13 protein-coding genes are annotated in these 15,096 nt (G+C 64.5%); 5 read left to right on the top strand and 8 right to left on the bottom strand.

The genetic code is table 11. The features are described from left to right. Window positions 1-18: 18 nt before the first annotated feature. The 6 genes from GE027_RS11300 to GE027_RS11325 all read right to left on the bottom strand — a co-directional run bounded on the left by GE027_RS11300 (window position 19) and on the right by GE027_RS11325 (window position 4,326). Window positions 19-327 carry a EutN/CcmL family microcompartment protein gene (locus tag GE027_RS11300; protein WP_153557305.1) on the bottom strand — a complete coding sequence of 103 codons (309 nt, stop codon included), beginning with the start codon at window positions 325-327 and terminating at the stop codon, window positions 19-21. Between the two features lie 88 nt (window positions 328-415). After that, window positions 416-1,621 (bottom strand): acetate/propionate family kinase, encoded by a 1,206-nt coding sequence (locus GE027_RS11305; RefSeq protein ID WP_153557306.1) that lies wholly within the window; start codon window positions 1,619-1,621, stop codon window positions 416-418. 29 nt (window positions 1,622-1,650) lie between these two features. Continuing rightward, window positions 1,651-1,920, bottom strand: coding sequence for a BMC domain-containing protein (locus GE027_RS11310; RefSeq protein ID WP_153557307.1), 270 nt, complete (start codon window positions 1,918-1,920; stop codon window positions 1,651-1,653). A gap of 148 nt (window positions 1,921-2,068) precedes the next feature. After that, window positions 2,069-2,362 carry a BMC domain-containing protein gene (locus GE027_RS11315; RefSeq protein ID WP_153557308.1) on the bottom strand — a complete coding sequence of 98 codons (294 nt, stop codon included), beginning with the start codon at window positions 2,360-2,362 and terminating at the stop codon, window positions 2,069-2,071. 436 nt (window positions 2,363-2,798) lie between these two features. Next, complete coding sequence (gene pduL, locus GE027_RS11320) at window positions 2,799-3,518, bottom strand: phosphate propanoyltransferase (protein ID WP_153557309.1); 720 nt, start codon at window positions 3,516-3,518, stop codon at window positions 2,799-2,801. Further along, complete coding sequence (locus tag GE027_RS11325) at window positions 3,496-4,326, bottom strand: DeoR/GlpR family DNA-binding transcription regulator (protein WP_153557310.1); 831 nt, start codon at window positions 4,324-4,326, stop codon at window positions 3,496-3,498. Before GE027_RS11325 ends, pduL begins: the two co-directional genes overlap by 23 nt. A 419-nt stretch (window positions 4,327-4,745) precedes the next feature. Between GE027_RS11325 and GE027_RS11330 the strand changes: the two genes are divergently transcribed. From GE027_RS11330 to GE027_RS11345, 4 genes are all read left to right on the top strand, one after another. Continuing rightward, complete coding sequence (locus GE027_RS11330) at window positions 4,746-6,779, top strand: hypothetical protein (protein ID WP_162006688.1); 2,034 nt, start codon at window positions 4,746-4,748, stop codon at window positions 6,777-6,779. Window positions 6,780-6,835: 56 nt separating this feature from the next. After that, window positions 6,836-7,756, top strand: a complete 921-nt coding sequence (locus GE027_RS11335) for a MotA/TolQ/ExbB proton channel family protein (protein WP_153557312.1) — start codon at window positions 6,836-6,838, stop codon at window positions 7,754-7,756. 105 nt (window positions 7,757-7,861) lie between these two features. After that, window positions 7,862-8,269, top strand: a complete 408-nt coding sequence (locus tag GE027_RS11340) for an ExbD/TolR family protein (protein ID WP_153557313.1) — start codon at window positions 7,862-7,864, stop codon at window positions 8,267-8,269. A 134-nt stretch (window positions 8,270-8,403) separates the two neighbouring features. Next, the gene (locus tag GE027_RS11345) at window positions 8,404-10,125 is read left to right on the top strand and encodes a prenyltransferase/squalene oxidase repeat-containing protein (protein WP_153557314.1); all 1,722 of its coding nucleotides are present in this window, start codon (window positions 8,404-8,406) and stop codon (window positions 10,123-10,125) included. Here GE027_RS11345 and GE027_RS11350 read toward each other — a convergent pair. Further along, a complete protein-coding gene (locus GE027_RS11350; RefSeq protein ID WP_153557315.1) occupies window positions 10,122-10,832 on the bottom strand; it encodes a hypothetical protein in 711 nt (236 codons plus the stop codon). The two genes, GE027_RS11345 and GE027_RS11350, sit on opposite strands and share 4 nt — an antisense overlap. A 286-nt stretch (window positions 10,833-11,118) precedes the next feature. On the opposite strand from GE027_RS11350, the gene GE027_RS11355 reads away from it, so the two are divergent. Next, window positions 11,119-12,495, top strand: a complete 1,377-nt coding sequence (locus GE027_RS11355; protein ID WP_153557316.1) for a DUF2254 domain-containing protein — start codon at window positions 11,119-11,121, stop codon at window positions 12,493-12,495. A gap of 369 nt (window positions 12,496-12,864) precedes the next feature. Here the strand turns inward: GE027_RS11355 and GE027_RS11360 are convergent, their stop codons facing one another. Beyond that, window positions 12,865-15,042: a c-type cytochrome domain-containing protein gene (locus GE027_RS11360; RefSeq protein WP_153557317.1), complete on the bottom strand. Its 2,178-nt coding sequence runs from the start codon at window positions 15,040-15,042 to the stop codon at window positions 12,865-12,867. Between the last annotated feature and the right edge of the window lie 54 nt (window positions 15,043-15,096).

A 15,096-nucleotide genomic window follows, 5' to 3' on the forward strand; every position in this document is an offset into this window, starting at 1 on the left:
TTTTACTCAAGTGAGAGGTCACTGACGGTCGTAGACCTGTTGTTTGTCGATGTGAACGCGGTCGACGATGCCGATGATCACGGCATCGATGGGCAGTTTGCTGGTTTCGGGCGTCAGCCGTGCGCTGCTGCCCTGAACGATCAACACATAGTCATCCTCGCCGGCTCCCAAGGTGTCGACCGCGATAAAGGTCCGACCCGTAGTGACCAATTGGTCGCGCGTCTCGCCGTCCAAGCGATACGGCTCGACGACCAACAGCTTGTGACCGGTCATCGACGCAACTTTCTGCGTGCTGACAACCGATCCGGTCACGCGGGCAATGAACATAGGAACTCGACGCAGTCGTACAAAAGGATGGTTGGATTCGGGTAAATGTCGGAGGCAGCGAAACCGCGCGTGGCGCCGGCCATGCCGCTCACGCCGGGTCTTGCTCGAGCACCTGACAGCACTGCCGAGCGACGATCAATTCTTCGTTGGTCGGGACGATCCAGACCTCGGTGCGGCTGTCGGCGGTGTGAATCGTCGCCTCGCCACGCTCGTTGGTTTGCGGCGACGCGTTCTTGTCCGCGTCGACTTCGATCCCCAACGACTCTAGATTACGACACACTTCGCGGCGGATTTCCGCACCGTTCTCACCGATCCCGGCGGTGAAACAAATCGCGTCCGCGCCGCCCAAGGCGACCAACATCCCGCCCAGGTGCCGGCGGATTTCGGCGACGTACACGTCCAGAGCCCGCTGGCAGCGGGCGTTGCCCTCGGCCGCGGCGGCTTCCACGTCGCGGATGTCCGCGCTCAATCCGCTCAGCCCCAGCAGGCCGCACTCGTTGGCCAACCGTCCCAGCACCTCTTCCAGCGATTCGCCGGTGTGCTGCATGATCAGCGGCAGCGCGAAGGGATCGAAATCGCCCACGCGGTTGTTCTGCGGCAATCCGGTTTGCGGCGTCATGCCCATCGTCGTAGCCACGCTCTGACCGCCGCGAATCGCACACAGGCTGCTGCTGCCGCCCAGGTGACAGGAGATCACTCGCGCGTCATCCCGCTCGAGCAGTTCGGCCATCCGCGTGGCGATGTAGCGGTGACTGGCACCGTGAAAGCCCCACTTGCGAATGTTCAGCGTCTCGGTCCACTCCTGGGGGATCGCGTAGCTTTGCCAAGCTTCGGGGATCGTGCGGTGGAAGCCGGTTTCAAACGCGGCGACCAGGGGGATCCCGGCGACGCGGCGGGCCAGAGCTCGCATGGCGGCGATGTAGGGCGGGTTGTGCGCCGGCGCCGCGGCGTTCATTTCCGCCATCGCCTCCAGCACGCTTTCATCGACCACATGCACGCCGGAAATCCGTCCGCCGTGCACCGCCTTGAAACCGATCGCCGACACCTCCGAAGCACTCTTCAGGCAGCCTCGCTCGGGATCGGTCAACTGCTGCAAACACGCCTCCACGGCCACGCCATGATCGGGCACCGATTGCTGCCGGGAATCCGACCAATCGCCGATCGAAACCGTGCACCGGCTGCTCGGCTCGCCGATCCGATCGACCGCGCCGCGCGCCAGCGACGTCTCGTCGCTCATGTCCAACAACTGGTACTTGAAACTGGTCGAACCCAGATTGGCAACCAATACCTTCATGGCCGCGATACTCCTTTAAAGAAACGGTCTTAGCTGAGGAAGGCTTCGCCCAGTCCTTCGGCCGGTCGCGGAATGATGTGGCTGCCGACCAATTCGCCGATCTGGGCGGCGGCTGCCGAACCGGCTTCGACCGCCGCGCGGACGCTGCCGACGTCGCCGCTGACGACCGTCGTGACCAGGCCGCCGCCGATGTCGACGCGTTTGACGATCGCCACGTTGGCCGCTTTGGCCATCGCATCGGTGGCTTCGACCAATGCCAACAAACCTTTGGTTTCAATCAGACCGATTGCTTGATTCATCTGTACGACTCTTTGTTCTCGGGGGGATAGGGTGGTTTGCTTCTTAACCTTTTTGCCAGCTTCCGCCTTCACGGAAGCGTCCGCCTTGGCGGAGGCCGCTTTCTTTGCCATCGAAGGTTTTGCCTTTGCCTTTGCCTTTGCCACCGCACTAGGCGGACGGCATCTTGGTCTTCAGGACTTTGTTGATGTCGTCGTGCGGTCGAGCGATCACTTGCACGCTGACCACTTCGCCGACCCGCCCGGCCGCGGCGGCACCGGCGTCGGTGGCGGCCTTGACCGCCGCGACGTCGCCGGACACAAACGCGCTGACCAAGCCGCTGCCGACTTTGTCCCAGCCCAAGAACTGGACATTCGCCGCTTTCATCATCGCGTCGGCCGCTTCGACCAAAGAGACAAAGCCCTTGGTTTCAATCATGCCCAGCGCTTCGTTGTTATTAGCCATGCAAACTAACCTTTCGAGTAAAGGAGGGAGTTTTGAAGTGTGAAGTTGGTTGTTGGTTGTTGGTTGTTGGTTGTTGGTTGTTGGTTGTTGGTTGTTGGTTGTTGGAAATCTGAAATCTGCTGACTCCGGCGGAATCTATGTATGGCGTGCGAAAATTCGAGCGCAGCAGCCACGGCAGTGGCGACATGCGGTAGCCCCAGGCGCGAGCCTGGGGTGCCGCACCCACACCCGCGCGCCAGTCCCAGAGGGACGACACGAATGCCGGTGCCAGACTTCCTGTCGCCCTTCCAGGGCTTTTGTCCGTAATGTTTACGTTTCCCCAGGCTCGCGTCTGGGGCTACCACATGCCATCGCTCCGCGATTTAGGAATGTTCGTTCCAGTACATAGATTCCGCTAGAGTCAGTAAATCTCCAAATCTCAAATCTGCCGCCTGACCTACCCGTGGCACTTGCAGTCGGCGTCTTGCTTCTTCAGCACGACCGCTTCGGCCTTGTCCAGGTTGCAGGCGTTGCCTTCGTCGGTGTCGATGTGGACCTCCAACTTGGCCGCCTCGTCGGCGCGAACCAACAAGTCGTCAAAGGTGACGCTGCATCCGGGATTCTTGACGGTCAACTGCATCAGGTCGCCGTTTTCGACGCCGTAGTAGCGGCAGTCGTGATGGTTCATGTGGACGTGGCGGGCGGCGCGGATCACGCCGCGGTCGAGTTGGACCGTGCCGGCCGGCCCCACCAACACGCATCCGGGCGTGCCCTCGATATCGCCGCTGTGCCGCGTCGGGGCGTCGATGCCCAAGGAGATCGAATCGGTCAGCGCCAACTCGACCTGGCTGTGCGAACGCGTCGGCCCCAGGACCCGCACGTTGGGCAACATCCGCCGCCGCGGACCGACGACCATCACGGTCTGGGCCGCGGCGTAGAAGCCGTCCTGATACAGCGGCTTTTCGGGTTCCAGCACCGCGCCCTTGCCGAACAGCATCTCCACGTGCTCGTCGGTCAGGTGACAGTGTCGGGCCGAGATACTGACCCGCAGATTCGGCTTGCCATCGACCCAGCCGGGCGGCTGCGAACCACCTCCGGCGGCGCCGGAAGCGTCTCCGGACATCGCACTGCGCAAGGCCTGGCGGACAAGGGATTCAATTACAGCTTGATTGGTCATCGGAGCGGTCCGCTTCGGTAGGAACTTCGTTATCGCTCAATACTAATTTCGGCCCAGCGTCCAGCAGGCGCTTGCGCCATGGACCGGGCAATTTGTGGTCGGTTATCACCGTGTGCACCTCGCCTAACCGGCACAACCGCGACAGGCTGGCCCGGCCAAACTTGCTGCTGTCGGCAATCACCACGGTTCTGTCCGCCGCGGCGATCATCGTTCGCTCGGTTTCCACCAACAGCAGGTTGCTGTTGTAAAACCCCCGCTCGTCGATGCCCGCCACCGACAGGAAGGCCTGACTGACGTTCAACGTCGCCAGCACGTGATTGGCCAGCGAACCGATCGTCACGCCCGTGCGACCGTGCACGTATCCGCCCACCAGGATCAAATCCGCCGTGTCGCTGGCCGCAAACAAATTGGCCACCGGCAGGCTGTTGGTCACCACCTGCAGCGGCCGACCGACCAATTGCCGAGCCAGCTCGTACGTCGTGCTGCCGCCGTCGAGCAGGATCGTTTCGTTGTCGGAAACCAACCGAGCGGCCGCGACCGCGATCGCTCGCTTCTGCTGCCACAGCGAATCCTCACGGCCCTCGAACAACCGCATGCTGGTCGCCGACCCGGTCCAAAACACTCCGCCGTGCGTCCGCCGCGCCTCGCCCTCCTGCTCCAGAAAATCCAAGTCCCGGCGCACCGTCGATTCGCTCACGTCCAACCGCTGAGCCAGGTCGCCCAGAGCGACGAAACCGTGCGTCTGCAGCGTTCGCCGCAGCTCCTGGCGCCGGGCCTCCAAACGCTTCTGCTCGTTGCCGTTGCTCATTGCCATCGGTTCGGGGCCCTCACAGAACTCGGTCGTCGCCGGAAACGGGGAAAGCCGCCGACGGACCGCCCAAAGCTGCCCGCTTTACGCAAGCACCCCAAACCACCCGTCGATGACAGCAAACTACCGCAACGAGATAGATTGTTACAGCTTGCTGAAAGATTTCAATCACATTCTGACGATTTTCTTTCACCTGGTGACAGAATGGTTCCGGCCGGCCAGCCGGGAGAGGGGCCCCAGTTCGCTCTTGTCGCCGCAGGCGGGCAGTTCGTATCCTTGCCGCGGAAAGTCGTTCGGCTGGAACAGCCGAGCTGCTTTGTGGCATAGGCTTCCAGCCTGTGAGCCGGTCCGCTCTCGGCTGGGACAGCCGAGCTACTTTCGGACAGCCGAGTTATTTGGTGACGAGTCCACGGATGAACATGGCCAAGAGAGGACCCACGCGATGGATTGCGATGGCGGTGCTGGGAGGAACCCTGGCCGCGACGGGGATCGCTGCGCCGCCGCAATCGCGGTCCAAGGCCGCGGACGCCGCTTCGCAGCCTCCCGGCGGCGCTTCGGTCACGGCCACCCTCCGCGCCGGCCTGGACCAGTTGGCCGCCGGCGATGCGGCGGCCGCTCACCAAACGCTCGAGGCCCTGATCGATAGCGATACGCTCTCGGTAACCTCCGAGCGGCTCTCCGCGCACATCGCCAACGGCCAGGCGCTGCACAAGCTGCGGCGGTACGAGTCGGCGATGATTCAGTTCGAGCAGGCCCTGGCTGCCGCACCGCCGCATACGGACCAGACCACCCTGCGACTGGCCGTGGCCGATGCGGCTTACCGCTGTGGGCGAACCGACAAAGCGCTCCAGCACAGCTCGGCCGTTCTGGACGGCGACCCGCCAGCGGCCGTGGGGCGTGTGGCGCGGCGGCTGGAGGTCGCTGGCCAGCTGGCGGCCCGGCGTCCGGAGGAGGCATGGCAGGCGTTCGAGATGGCCACACCGGCTGATCAAGCGGACCTGAGGGACCTGGCAGGCCAAATCGGGGCGGCCGCATTGACCGCCCGCCAAGCCCACGTGGCGAGCCGCGCGTACCGGTGGCTGAGCGAACACGACGAAGAACCTGCGGCGCAGCGGCAGGCCGAACTGGGATTGGCCTGGGCGGCGGCCCTGGGTGCGGAACCGCCCGGTGATGCGGCACGGAAACTGCGCGAGTTCGCAAGCCGCTATCCCGGCGACCTGGACGCGCTGCGAGCCCTGCGCGCCGAAGCCGCCCTGTGGCGTCAGTTGGACGATCCGGCCATGGTCGACGCGGCCCTGCAGCGGTTGGTCGAACTGGCCACCGAACAAACCGAACCGGCAGCCCAGGCGATGGCCGTGGCGGCCGTCGATGAGCTGTCCTTGGCGGCGGACCGCGAAACCACGCCAGCGGTGTACGCGGCGCGGCGGCGATTGGTTGTCCAACGAGCGATCGCGGCCACCGCTGGCGAGGACGCCGCCGCCCCAGCCGAATCGATGCGGGGGCGGTATCTCTTGGCCGCCGCCCTGGTCGATGCCGCGGCGGCCAATGACGAAACGTACTGGCAGAGCTGCCGCGAACAGATCCTCGCCCACGCTTCGGCTGCCCAAGTCCTGTCGGCGGCGCTAGTGCGTTTGAACGCCGCCGAACAAGACGCGGCCGCGGAGCGATTGGCGGCCCATGTGTTGGCCAGCCTGGACCCCAGCTTTGCCGATGGCCTACCCGACGCCCAGCTCGCCGCGTGCTGTGATGCCGTCTGCCGCTGGGCCAGCAACGCGGGCCGCTGGACCATGTTGGCCCTGGCCGCCGAAACGGCCGACCCTTCGGCGACCGCGCCTCGCTTGACGCCCCGCAGCACGCGGCTGCTGGCCGAAGCGCTGATGCAAACCCGCCGCACGCATAGCGCCCAGAGTTGGTTCGACGCAGCCGTCGAGGCGGGCGAACGCGACTTTGCCGTCCTGGTCCGCCGGGCGGAGTTGGCCGTGGCGCTGGACGACCTGGAAACGGCGACCACGAAACTGGACGATGCCGCGCAAGCGGTCGCCGATGACGCCTCCAGCCAACGCACCTTGATCGACATCCTGAGGGCCGAACTGGCCATCCGCCGGGCTCACCTGGAACAAGCTCGGGACATCCTCCAGCGGATCGTCCGTGTCGAGCACACCGACCCCCAGGTGCGCTGCCGAGCGCAGTGGTTGATCGGCGAGACCTACCTGCTTCAACAGCGATACCGCGAAGCCATCGAGGCGTATCGGCTGGTCGAATCCTTCGACACGGCCGCCGGCAACTGGACGGCCGTGGCCCTGGTGCAGGCCGGCGGCGCCTACGAGCAGATGGGTCGGCCGCGAGAGGCTGCGACCTGTTACGGCGCGTTGCTACAGCGCTTTGCCGACAGCCAACACGCCGACGCCGCCCGCAAACGACTGGCCGCCCTGGGAGGTGCCATGCGAAGGTAGACCCGGGTTCAAATCCAAAATCTCAAATCTCCATCATCCAATCACCGTCCTCCGCCATGCTTCCGATCTTCTTCTCTGCCGCGCGTTTGCTTCGCCGCTGGCCTCAGGCCGTGTGTCTGGTCGTCGTGGCACTGCACGCGTTGCCCGCTGCCGCACAGTTTCCTCCGCCGCCTGACAACGCCGGCTATGGCGCGGCTCCGATGATCCCGCCGCCGCCGGGCGCCGCACCGGCTGGGCAAACACCGGCGGCCGCGGCGCCGCCGCAAGGCGAGGCAACCGAGGCCGAGGCCGAGGCCGAAGCGTCGGCCTCGCCCAGCATCGTCAGCCGGCTGATCGAGGGCGGGCCGTTGATGATTCCGCTGGGCGTCTGCTCGTTGGTCGTACTGGCGTTGTCGCTGGAACGTTTCGTGGCCCTGCGGCGCAGCCGAGTGATCCCGCGGCCGTTCGTTCGCCGCTTTACCGAGTGCGTCGAGGACGGCCAGTTGAGCTACGACGAGGCGGCCGAGATCTGCGATGAATTCGAATGCCCCGTGGCCGATGTGTTTCATGCGGCGGTCAAGCGGTGGGGCCGTCCGGTGATCGAGATCGAACAGGCGGTCATGGACGCCGGCGACCGCGTCACGGACAGCTTGAGGAAATTCCTGCGAGTGTTCCATGCGATCAGTAACATCGCCCCGCTGCTGGGCCTGTTGGGCACGGTCCTGGGAATGATCGAAGCCTTCGAAACGATGTCGTCGTCGGAAGCGTTGGGGCATCCCGAACTGCTGGCTTCGGGGATCAGCATGGCGTTGGTGACGACCGCCAGCGGTCTGTCGGTCGCGATCCCGGCCTACTTGGCCTACATGTACTTCACCAGTAAAGCCGATAAGTACTTGGGAGAGATCGATGCCTTGTGCCAAAAGGTCATCGATTCGATCAGTGCCGAAGGATTGGAAACCAGCTCTGCTCGCGGACGCAAGAGCCGCCGAGCCGCATAGTAGCGGACGTAGCCGAAGTCGCCAGACTTTGGACCTTCTCGCCGCTTCCATCCAATCTCTGGCGAGATCAGCTACTCGTTTTACTCACCAACACGAGAGTCAGTCATGCGTAGACGCCCGGCCGAAGACGCCACGATGAATCTGACGCCGATGATCGATGTGGTGTTTCTGCTGGTCATTTTCTTCATGGTCGGAGCTCGATTCACCGATCATGAAGAGCGCATCGAAGTGAACGTCCCCGGCGTGGGACCGATGAACCCGATGGTTCGCGGACCGGACCAGCGGATCGTTCAACTCGCGCCCGACGGCACGTTGACTTTGGATGGTCGCAGTGTCAACGCCGAGCAACTGCGCAGCGAACTGCAGTCGGCTCACGCGTCTTATCCGGCCCTGCGCGTAACGGTACGAGCCGACGCCGAGGAATCGCTCAGCCGGTTCACGGAAATCCTGCACGTGTGCCGCAGCAGCGGCGTGGAGAACCTGGGGATCGCGGTCCAGCCCCTCAGGCGCTAGCTCGACGCGTTCCGGCATAGGCTTCCAGCCTGTGAACGCACACGCAAAAGCAAAAGCAAAAGCAAAAGCAAAAGCAAAAGCAAAAGCAAAAGCCCTCGGGCGCGGCGGTAGAGCACCTTTTCGATTGATGGGGTATGTGGAACGATCCGCGGATGATCTGGTCGGTCGCCACGGTCGGTATCTTGCTGATGCTGGCCACGGTGTGGTTGCTGCGCCGAGGTCGACGGCGACGGCCGCGAGCCGCCGCGCTATGTGTCATCCTCTCGGTGGGCCTGCACGTTTTGCTGCTGTGGGTCGTGCCCCTGGTCACCCGTCCGGCCGGCGGGCGGCCTCGGGCCAGCGGTACCGAGCCGACGCCGCTGGCCGAGATCTCGCTATCGGATATCCGCACCGAACCGCTGGCCGACCAGTCGACCGCCGCGGCGGAGGCTGCCGCGGAGCCGCAGACGCCGGCGGCACCGCCCCTGCCCCTGCTGGCCGCCGCCGACCCGGCCTCGGCACCGACGCCGGCCCCCGAAGCCGCGACGGCGATCATGGACCTGACTCCCGAAACGATCGAAGCGGCTCCGGCCGACGCCGCCGAGGTGCCCATCGACGCCGGACTGGACGCTTTGCTGGACCAGTTGTTAGTTGCCCAGGCCGCCGCGGAATTCACTCCGGCATCGGATGAACCGGGGACAATCGAACAAACTTCAGCGGCCCAGCCGGCAGCGGCAAACGAATCGGCCGAAGAGGACCAAGCGACCACGGCGGTCGTTGCGGCCTCCGCTTCGCCCATGGTTCCCGCCCGCGTCGCCTCGGCGCGTGTCGCCGGCCAGCAGCCGGACGCGTTCTCGCAGCGCAGCGGCGACGCGCGGCACGCGGCCCTGCGCCGACACGGCGGCGACCAGCAGACCGAAGCGGCGGTGGAAGCGGCCCTGCGGTGGTTGGCCTACACCCAGCGCGAGGATGGTTCCTGGGACCCGCTGGCCAGCGGCGGTGGGCGCGAACGAGCGCCGCTGGGCGAGCGACGCGCCGGGGCTGGCAGCCGCGCGACGACGGCGATCACCGGCCTGGCCCTGCTGTCGATGCTCGGGCGTGGCAACACCCACCTGGAAGGCCCCTACGCGACGAACGTGCACGCCGGCCTCAGTTACCTGATCCGCAACCAGGCGCCCAACGGATCTTTGGAAGGCAACGCCACGCCGCTGGCACGAACCTACTGTCACGGCATGGCGACCTTGGCTCTGTGCGAAGCCGCCGCGATGACCCAGGACCCCCAAGCGATCGCCGCGGCACGAGCTGCGATCGCGTACACCGAGCGGCAACAGCATCCGACGACCGGCGGCTGGCGCTACCGCCGCGGCGAGACCGGCGACACCAGCCAACTGGGCTGGCAAGCCCTGGCGCTGCACACCGCCGGCAGAGCTTCGATCCCGCTGCAGCCGCGGACGCTGCCGCTGGTCCAGGACTTCCTGCGCAGCGTTCGCGCCGGCGACCACGGCGGACTGGCTCGCTATCGTCCCGGCCAACCGGCATCGCGGACGATGACCGCCGAAGCCATGGCGATCCGGTTGCTGCTCAGCGAAGCGGTCCCGGCCGCGCAGCTGGAGGAAGCCGAACGTTCGATGCTGGAGCAGTTGCCCGGTGACGGCCCCGCCAACTATTACTACTGGTACTACGCCTCGCTGGCCCTACGGCAACGCGGCGGCCCGGGCTGGGAAACCTGGAACTCGCACTTGAAGCAGGAATTGCTGCGGACCCAACAGCCCGACGGCAGCTGGTCGACCGACAGCGTCTGGGGCGGCTACGGAGGCCGGGTCTACACCACCGCGCTGGCCGCCTTGTCGCTGGAAGTCTACTACCGCCACCGCTAGGGGGCGTTCTTATCGTACGGCCCGAAATCGCGGACCCGCCACTCGCCCACCCCCGCTTCGCTGTCCCACATCCGCTGCAGCTCCAACCGTACGCCATCGCTGCTGTTCTGATTGCGATCCACGTAGCGAACCTGCACGCACAGAGCGCCCATGTCGTCATAGATCTGGGGCGACTCGGCCAGCTGCCAATCGGCGTCACGCCCGGCATCCTGGATGCGCATGATGGCGGTTCGGTCCAGGAACTCATCGAGTTGCTCGGAGCAGGTTTCGGAGTTCTGGTAGTAGGCCTTCAGCGGCATCTGGGGGCTCTGCCGTCCGGCCGGCGACTTCGTCAATTCCATCGCCATCTCCCATTCGCCCAAGCTGGTCAACTGCATCCATTCGTGGCCGAATCGTTCGGCGTTGTCGCTCAGCTGCTGCGTGCGCACGCGACTGGCCACGACACTCCAGCAAGCGAAAAAAACGGCCAATAGAATCCCCAACACCGCCGCTCGGCGGCCCACCGGGGGCCCTTCGCTGGAGGGCCGCAGGGCGAACAGCCCCACCACCAGCGTGACCAGCGGGATCAGGATCAACGTGGTCGAAAGCAGCACGACGCTGCTGAGCAACCCGAGCAGCAGCGCCACAAACCCCGACGGCCGAACCGGCGCGGTCGGAATCTCCTGGGGAGCAAGCGAAAACACAGCGGATTCGGATTTCGATTCCATGGCTTGACGAGTTGCGCTGAAGCGAACAGAACAGGGTGATTAGACCACCACAAATGGTGGCACGCCAGTGTCTACGCAATCCGGCCGGATTGGGTTCGGGTGCGATTGGATTGGCGAGCCCCGAAGACGACCACAGGCCCGAGACTAAGCACGTCGGCATGAATCTTTCGGTAAAACCCCGCGACAACACCCTCCCGCGCAGCGGGAGGGTAAAGCCGAATGAAATGTTGCGACGTGCTTACCATAGGTCTGTGGGGCACCGAATCCTCGATCACCACCGCTGGCCATGAAGACTCTGCTGGTAACCTGGTTCACACACCTGCGTGAAAGCTACTGGTTCATCCCGTCGTTGATGGCCACCGGCGCGATCCTCTTGTCGTTCGCCGCCACGGCGGTGGACAACGCCGTAGGCTCGGAGTGGCTCGAGGACATCACCTGGCTGTACGCCAACAAACCGGCCGGCGCTCGAGCCGTGCTGAGCACCGTGGCCGGGTCGATGATCACGGTCGCTGGCGTGACGTTTTCGATGACCATCCTGTCGATCTCCTCGACCACCTCGCAGGTCGGCCCGCGGCTGCTGCGGAATTTCATGCGGGACCGGGGCAACCAAATCACGCTGGGCGTATTCATCGCCACGTTTCTGTACTGCCTGATGGTCTTGCGGACGGTTCGCAACGCCGACACACCGCCGGTCGACGGCTCGGCCGCGGTGGACCTGGCCGAAGCGTTCGTCCCGCATATCGCGATCATGTTGGGGCTGGTCCTGGCCGTCGCCAGCGTGGGCGTCTTGATCTACTTTATCCACCACATCCCCGAGAGCATCCACGTTTCCAATGTGGTGGCCGGCGTCGGGCATGACTTAAACGCCCGCATCGAGGAGCAGTTCCCGACTCGCATCGGCCGCCCGCACCCGGACCCGGAGCAGCGCAGTGGGCAGTCCGATTTGCCGCCCTCGTTCTTTGCTACGGCCCTGAAAATCCACTCCGACGGCCCGGGCTACCTTCAGTTCGTCGACGCCGACGGCCTGTTGGAATTGGCCAAACAACACGACCTGGTCCTGCGACTGAAGGTTCGTCCCGGCGACTTCATCACCGGCCACGACGAGCTGCTGTTGGCTTCGCCGGCCGAGCGAGTCGGCGAGCAGGAGATCAAGCAGATGAAGAGCATGTTCTACTGCGGTTCGCAGCGGACGGCGAACCAAAATCTGCGGTTCGTGCTGAATCAGTTGGTGGAGGTGGCGATGCGGGCGCTCTCCCCCGGGGTGAACGATCCGTTTACGGCCATGACCTGCCTGGACTGGCTGCAGTCGGGACTGATTAATCTGTCCGAACGCAAGATGCCCGACGCGCATCGCTTGGACGAGGAGCATCAGCTGCGCGTGGTCGCCGAACCCGAGACTTTTGCGTCCTTTGCCCAGCTGGTGTTCGACCAACTGCGGCCCTACGTCGCCAGCGACGCCAACGCCACGCTGCACATGATGCGGATGGTCCAGCGGATGTTGCCGCATATCTCCGCTGCCGCCGACCGCCGCATGCTGGTGCGGTTGGCCGGAGCCCTGCGGCGCCGTGCTCGCCAGAACCTGGACGACATTCGCGTCCGGCATCAACTGGACGACGTCTACCGCGAAATCGTACAAGAGCTGAAGGCGGGAGCGACGATCTGAGTTTTGAAATCTCCTGACTCGGGCGGAATCAATTGATAAACAAAATCATTTTCTCCCCTCTCCCCCGGATCCTGGCGAGCCTAAGCGAGTCAGGATTCGGGGGAGAGGGGTCGGGGGTGAGGGGGATTGCAGCCAGGGTTCGTAAGTGATGCGTGCCAATGTGATACGCGGCAAGTACATCGCGTGCAATGAGTCAGCCAGTTGCACCTGAGCCCCCTCACCCCCAGCCCCTCTCCCACCACTGCTTCACTCGCTGACGCTCGCGGCGCCGCGGGGGAGAGGGGAGAAAGCGATTCTTCTCATACATAGATTCCGCCGGAGTCAGCAAATCTGAAATGTCAAATCTGAGACCGATCTTCCATCCTCGCCCTACTCGCCGTAGGCGCTCGTGAACAGGGCGGCTTGGTCCTTGATCCGCTGGCCGGCTTCGTCGTCGCCGGCGGCTTCGGCTGCCTTGGCCAGCTCGCTGCCGCGGCTCTGAAAGCGTTGCAGCTTCGCTTCCAGCTGCTGGACTTTGGCGACCGCAGCTTCGTGGGCGGTCTTGGCGGCGGCGACCGCGGCCTCCGCTTCGCTCAACTTGGCTTTGGTCTCGGCGATGCGTTTATCGGCCGCATCGACGGCCGCCTGCATCTTGTCGGCTTCGCCTCGCAGGGCGGTTTCGGCGGCGGCCAACCCGGCCGCAGCGGCGCGGCCGCTGACGAGCTGTTCACGCGTCTCGGCGACTTTCACCACCAGGGCGGCCCAGGCTTTCTCTTCGGCGGCCAGCGGTGCTTCGCTTGCGGGCTTCTCCGCGACCTGCTTGCGCAAAGCTTCGACGGCCTGCTGTTTCTTGGCCGCTTCGCCCTGCGCCTGATCGCGTTGTTTCACGAGCTCCGCGACGTGCTTATCGGCGGCCACCTTTTCGGCTTTCTTCTGCTCGGCCTGCTGCCGTTTTTCCTGCTGAGCTTTTACGGCGGCGGATTTCTGATTGTTGGCCGCGGCCAGTTGGGTGTTCAGGTCGGCCAGCGTCTTCTCGGCGGCCGTCACCGGCGCCTGCAAGTCCGCGGCGGCTTGCGTGGCGGCGGCGATCCGCTGCTGGAGGGACGGTGGGTTGCCCAGCAGGGGACGAGCCGGCGCCTTGGGATCCTCGGTGCTGTAGGCCAAGAACTGGCCGGTCCAGTCGCCGGCGATCAAGTACTTGCTCTCGTGCGTGATCGTCACCTCCAGGACCTGTTCGGCCATGGGCGCAAAGTCGGCTTTTTTGTTGCCGCTGGAGTCCCACATGCGAACGCGATTGTCCTTGCCGCAGGTAACCAATTGTCCCTTGTGATCGAAGGCCACATCCCACACGCCGCCGCTATGGGCATTGATGCTCTTGATGACTTTGCCTTGGTTCATGTCGAACAGTTTGACCGTGCCGTCGTTGCTGGCCGAGGCCAGGACGTTGCTGTCGTCGCGCCAAGCCAGCGCGTTGATGGCGTCTTTGTGGTCGGTCAGGTTCAGGTAATTGCGGCCCGTTTCGGCTTCCCACACAAACAGGCCGGCCGCGCGGTCGGCGGAGGCCACCAGGACGCCGTCGGGGCTGTAGGCCACGTCCAAAATCCAATCGGTGTGTTTCTTGATATCAAACAGCAACTCGCCATCGGCCAGGTCGTAGATCCGCAGCATTTTCTGCGGTCCGCCCAGAGCGATGCGCGTCATGCGGTCGTTGACATCAGCCCCCAGGACCGTATCCAGTTCATCGCCGACCACGCTCAACCGGTCGCCGGTTTTGACGTCATACACGACGACGATCCCACGCGCCGCATCGGCGCCCCCGCCGGCGATCAGGAAGGACCCGTCACGGCTGAAACGCAGCGATTGGATCAAGCCTTCGGGGAAGGGCAGGATGCCGGCCAGTTCGGCGGTATCGGTGTTGTAGAGGATGATCTGCTGCTGACCGCCGATCGCCACCAGCGGCGCCCAGGGGCTGGCCGCCAGAGAAGTCGCCGCCGCGGCGCGATCGGTGACCACGACCGGTTGCTCGATCACGTCCTCGGGCATCGCTCCGCCGCCTTCGGGTTTGCCGGTCGACGCACCGGCAAAGGCCAACGCGTTGGTTTTCTTCTTTTTGACCTTCGACCCCGAGTTCTCCAGCAGTCCGCCGTTGATCCAGGCTTTGATCAGATTGATCTGTTCCTCGGGCAACTTTTCCTGGTCCGGCGGCATGACCGGCGTGTCCTCGTGGGCGACCAGCATCCACAGCCGGCTGCTTTCGGCATCGCCTTCGTAAACGATCTCGCCGCTGCCGCCGCCGGTCATGGTGCCGCCAAACGTATCCAGGGCCAGACCACCCTTGGCTTCACTCTGGTTGTGACAGGTCAAGCACTTCTCGCGGAAGATCGGTTTGATGTGATCTTCGAAGGTGATCTTTTCCGGTTTCTTGTCCTCCGAAGCCGCTTCGTCGGCCGCCCAAGACACAGAGGTCAGGGATTCCGAGACCAGCGACACAGAGACCAGGCAGGCACAGGCGAGGATGGCAAAGCCCGGACGGCCCGCCGAAGGGTGCGGCAACAGGATGCGAAACATATCGTTTTCAGCTCGTGGGAACCAGTGTTTTCCGTTCGGAGGAACTTGCATTCC

This window comes from Roseimaritima sediminicola (assembly GCF_009618275.1).
Taxonomy (GTDB): Bacteria; Planctomycetota; Planctomycetia; order Pirellulales; family Pirellulaceae; genus Roseimaritima; species Roseimaritima sediminicola.